Origin of the sequence: Lacisediminimonas sp., assembly GCF_030645335.1 — a bacterium.
GTDB lineage: Bacteria > Pseudomonadota > Gammaproteobacteria > Burkholderiales > Burkholderiaceae_D > Lacisediminimonas.
Window position 1 is genome coordinate 1 of record NZ_JAUSNH010000061.1, and the last position, 3903, is coordinate 3903.

4 protein-coding genes are annotated in these 3903 nt (G+C 63.0%); 1 reads left to right on the forward strand and 3 read right to left on the reverse strand.

Annotation, left to right across the window (positions count from 1 at the left end; all coding sequences use genetic code 11):
• Window positions 1-45: 45 nt before the first annotated feature.
• From Q7T64_RS04555 to gmd, 3 genes are read right to left on the reverse strand one after another with little or no spacing between them, the layout of a single operon-like run.
• Window positions 46-1455, reverse strand: coding sequence for an O-antigen ligase family protein (locus Q7T64_RS04555; RefSeq protein WP_304791894.1), 1410 nt, complete (start codon window positions 1453-1455; stop codon window positions 46-48).
• A 10-nt stretch (window positions 1456-1465) separates the two neighbouring features.
• Window positions 1466-2473, reverse strand: coding sequence for a GDP-L-fucose synthase family protein (locus tag Q7T64_RS04560; protein ID WP_370653251.1), 1008 nt, complete (start codon window positions 2471-2473; stop codon window positions 1466-1468).
• On the reverse strand, window positions 2457-3617 hold the full coding sequence (gene gmd, locus Q7T64_RS04565) for a GDP-mannose 4,6-dehydratase (RefSeq protein ID WP_304791900.1): 1161 nt from the start codon (window positions 3615-3617) through the stop codon (window positions 2457-2459). The genes Q7T64_RS04560 and gmd overlap by 17 nt, the downstream gene beginning before the upstream one ends.
• On the opposite strand from gmd, the gene Q7T64_RS04570 reads away from it, so the two are divergent.
• Window positions 3616-3903 (forward strand): hypothetical protein (locus Q7T64_RS04570; protein WP_304791905.1); only part of this gene is annotated, 288 nt, incomplete at its 3' end. The genes gmd and Q7T64_RS04570 overlap by 2 nt on opposite strands.

Below are 3903 nucleotides of genomic sequence, written 5' to 3' on the forward strand. Positions count from 1 at the left end.
GCTGCAATCATCGGCAGCGCCGAGCCGGACAGGTTCCACAGTGAGTTACGCCATAGCATAAGCGCGCACCCTGGTCGGTTCGGCGCCGGCGGCGACGTAGGGCAGGGCCAGCGTCAGGCCAATCAGCAGCATGGTCCGGAATTCGATGATCGGCGTACCAACCAGCAGGGTCGGGATCCAGAACAGGAAGCCGGCCATGCCGGCGTCGGCCAGCAACTGTGAATTGCCGCGCAGCCGCTTGCGGTTGCGCAGGTAAAACGCAATGAAGCTGGCCAGCATCAGCAGGAACAAGGCCAGCCCCGCCACACCGGTCTTGAGCACGAGATGCCCCAGCCCGCTATGCACGAAGTCGAGCTTGCCGAAATGATAGTCGAGCGAAGACAGGTCGCCCTGGTAGGCGCCCCACGAGCCCAGGCCAAACAGCCAGTCGCCGCCGATGCTCTGGGCAGCGGCAGACAGCTCATACCAGCGGCTGTTGCGTATGCCCCTGTCGGGCGCGACGTCGTACAGCAATGAGGACAGGAAGCCGCCATCGTTGCCGGTATTGAATTGCAGCCGGCTCTCGAAGAAAATCGACATGGCCACGGACAGCGCCACGATGGCCAGGGTCGCGAACAATAGCCGGCGGCGCCAGGGCAGCAGCAGGAACAACAAGCCGAACATCAGCGCCAGGCCAATCAGCGACGAGCGCCGGTACGACAGTGCGACCGCGGCAATTTCCAGCGCCAGGAAGCCATACAGGGCGAGCCGCTTCCACAGCGCCAGCCGGATCCCCGGCGTGGTCAGCAACCAGGCGATGCAGAATGCGGCCAGCGCAGCAACGAAATTATCGGCAATGTCAAAGTAGAACAGCTTGATATCCAGGCTTTCGAAGTTGCGGTAAGGGTTGGCGCTGTCACCGTCGAACAGCAGGTAGCGGCCCAGCCCGAAAATCCCGCGGATCGCCGCCAGCGCCAGGAACATCAGCAAAAGATTGCGCTTGTCCTGTTCCGTGTTGAAAGCCATCACCACCATGGCAATGAAGATCAGCATGTAGAACAGGTTGATGATGCCGTTGTTGTGCACGATGTCGAGGATATCGACGCCCGACATCAATCCGAGCACGACATGCGCCAGCATCAGGAAACCGAATGCAGCGAAATACCGCCCGAGCGGAACCGCCAGCGCCGGATTGTGCGGATTGGCAAGCTTGCGCATGACAGCGGCGACGCCGGCCGTCATCAGCAACAGCGCAGTCAACGGGAAAACCAGCAGCCCGGTGCCACGCGAATAAATGGTGTTTTCGACATCCACCTGACCCCAGGTCGAGGACGAGAACATGAACAGCATGACGATGAAGGCCGTCACCACCCGTCGCGGCGCGCGCAAGCACACGCCAATGGCGATCGGAACGGCCAATAACGCCACCAGGAGCACGCCCAGTGTTTCCATCGGGCTTAGCGAGACCGGGTTCATGGGTGATCCATCATGCGGCGGCCGTTTGCCGGCGCGCCGGTTGCACCTGCTCCTGCAGGAACTGGCGGTAAGTGCTGGCCAGGCCGTCCTTCAGCGGGATCGACGCCCGCCACCCCAGGGTGTGCAGCAAGCCGGTGTCGAGCAGCTTGCGCGGCGTGCCATCGGGCTTGCTGCTGTCGCAGGCGATGCTGCCGTTGTAGCCTACTGCCTGCGCCACCAGCTCGGCTGCCTGGCGTATCGTCACTTCCTGGCCGCTGCCCACGTTCACATGCGATCGCATCGGGCTGGTGTGGGCGGCGTAGGTGGCGCGCGGCAAGTTCATCACGAAGATGCTGGCCGCAGCCATGTCGTCCACATGCAGGAACTCGCGGCGCGGCGTGCCGCTGCCCCAGATCGCGACTGCCGGCGCATGCTGCTCGCGCGCTTCATGGAAACGGCGTATCAGCGCTGGCAGCACATGGCTATCCTGCGGGTGATAGTTGTCGCCCGGCCCGTACAGGTTGGTCGGCATCACGCTGCGATAGTCCACGTCGTACTGGCGGTTGTAGCTCTCGCACAGCTTGATGCCGGCGATCTTGGCAATTGCATACGGCTCGTTGGTCGCTTCCAGCGGGCCGGTCAGCAGCGTGTCTTCGCGCATCGGCTGGGGAGCGTTGCGCGGGTAGATGCAGGACGAGCCGAGCAGCAACAGGCGCTGCACGCCAGCGCGCCAGGCGCTGTGCACGACATTGGCTTCGATCATCAGGTTTTGCCAGATGAACTCGGCCGGATACGTGTTGTTGGCATGGATGCCGCCCACCCGGGCCGCTGCCAGGTAGACTTGGTCGATTGCCTGGACGGCGAAGAATTCATCGACCTGGCGCTGGTTGCACAGATCCAGTTCGGCATGCGAGCGGGTGACGATCGTGCAATCGCCGCGCGCGCGCAGCAGCCGCACGATCGCAGACCCTACCATGCCGCGATGGCCGGCGACAAAGATGCGCGGCAGGTCGCCGCCGATGTCATTCATTGTGGGCATAGGCGATGAAGCCGTTGTCGGTCACCAGCGCATATTTGCGCGCCGCATCCAGGTCGCTGCGCACCATCTCGGCCACCAGGTCTTCGAAGCGCGTGGCGGGCTTCCAGCCCAGCCGGGTGTGTGCTTTGGTAGCGTCGCCGAGCAGCGTTTCCACTTCAGTCGGCCGGAAATAGCGTGGATCGACGCGCACCACGACCTGTCCAGCCTGCAGGCCGCCGAGCGGACCGGGCTCGACCACGCTCGCCTCTTCCTGCACGCCCTTGCCGCGCCACGCCAGCTTGATGCCCAGCTCGCTGGCGGCCGCATTGACGAAATCGCGCACGCTGTACTGCATGCCGGTGGCGATCACGAAATCTTCAGGCTGTTCCTGCTGCAGCATCAGCCACTGCATTTCGACATAGTCCTTCGCATGACCCCAGTCGCGCAGCGAATCGAGGTTGCCCAGGTACAGGCAATCCTGGCGCCCGAGCGCGATGCGCGCCATGGCGCGCGTGATCTTGCGGGTCACGAAAGTCTCGCCGCGGCGTGGTGATTCATGATTGAACAGGATGCCGTTGCAGGCGTACATGCCATAAGCCTCGCGGTAGTTGACCGTGATCCAGTAGGCATACAGCTTGGCGACCGCATACGGGCTGCGCGGATAGAACGGTGTGCTTTCGCGCTGCGGCGTTTCCTGCACCAGCCCGTACAGCTCCGAGGTCGACGCCTGGTAGAAGCGGGTCTTCTTTTCCAGCCCGAGGATGCGCATTGCTTCGAGCATGCGCAGCGGACCGATGGCGTCGGAATTGGCGGTGTATTCAGGTTCTTCGAACGACACGGCGACGTGGCTTTGCGCCGCCAGGTTGTAAATCTCGTCGGGTTGCACCTGCTGGATGATGCGCATCAGCGAGGAGCTGTCCGTCATGTCGCCATGATGCAGCACAAAGCGGCGCTGCTCTTCATGCGGATCCTGATACAGGTGATCGATGCGGCCGGTGTTGATCAGCGAGGTGCGGCGCTTGATGCCATGCACCGTATAGCCCTTGGACAGCAGCAGCTCCGACAGATAAGCGCCGTCCTGCCCGGTGACGCCAGTGACCAGGGCGACCTTGCCATTGGATGCGGGCCAGGCCGCGGGTTCTGGGTGCTGGGATTCTCGTTTCATGCTGTCCTTGCTGGCTCATGGGTGGAAAGGCTGGCGCGCGCGCCGGATGCAAATGCCGGGTGCGCTGGCGTGGTCCTATTTTGTAATTTGGGGCATGACCCGGTTTGACCTCGGTCATTCGGCAGGGACGAAATTGCAAGGTCGGGCGGGGAATCGGGTCGGGATTTGCGCTTTGGCAAGAAGCGGCCAAGTCTGCAAGTTTCTGCTGCGCAACATGATGGGGAAGCAGCGCACCGGGGGGCGCCCGAAGACTGCCGTTGAGCGTCGCCGGGATCGGCTTGTTGCA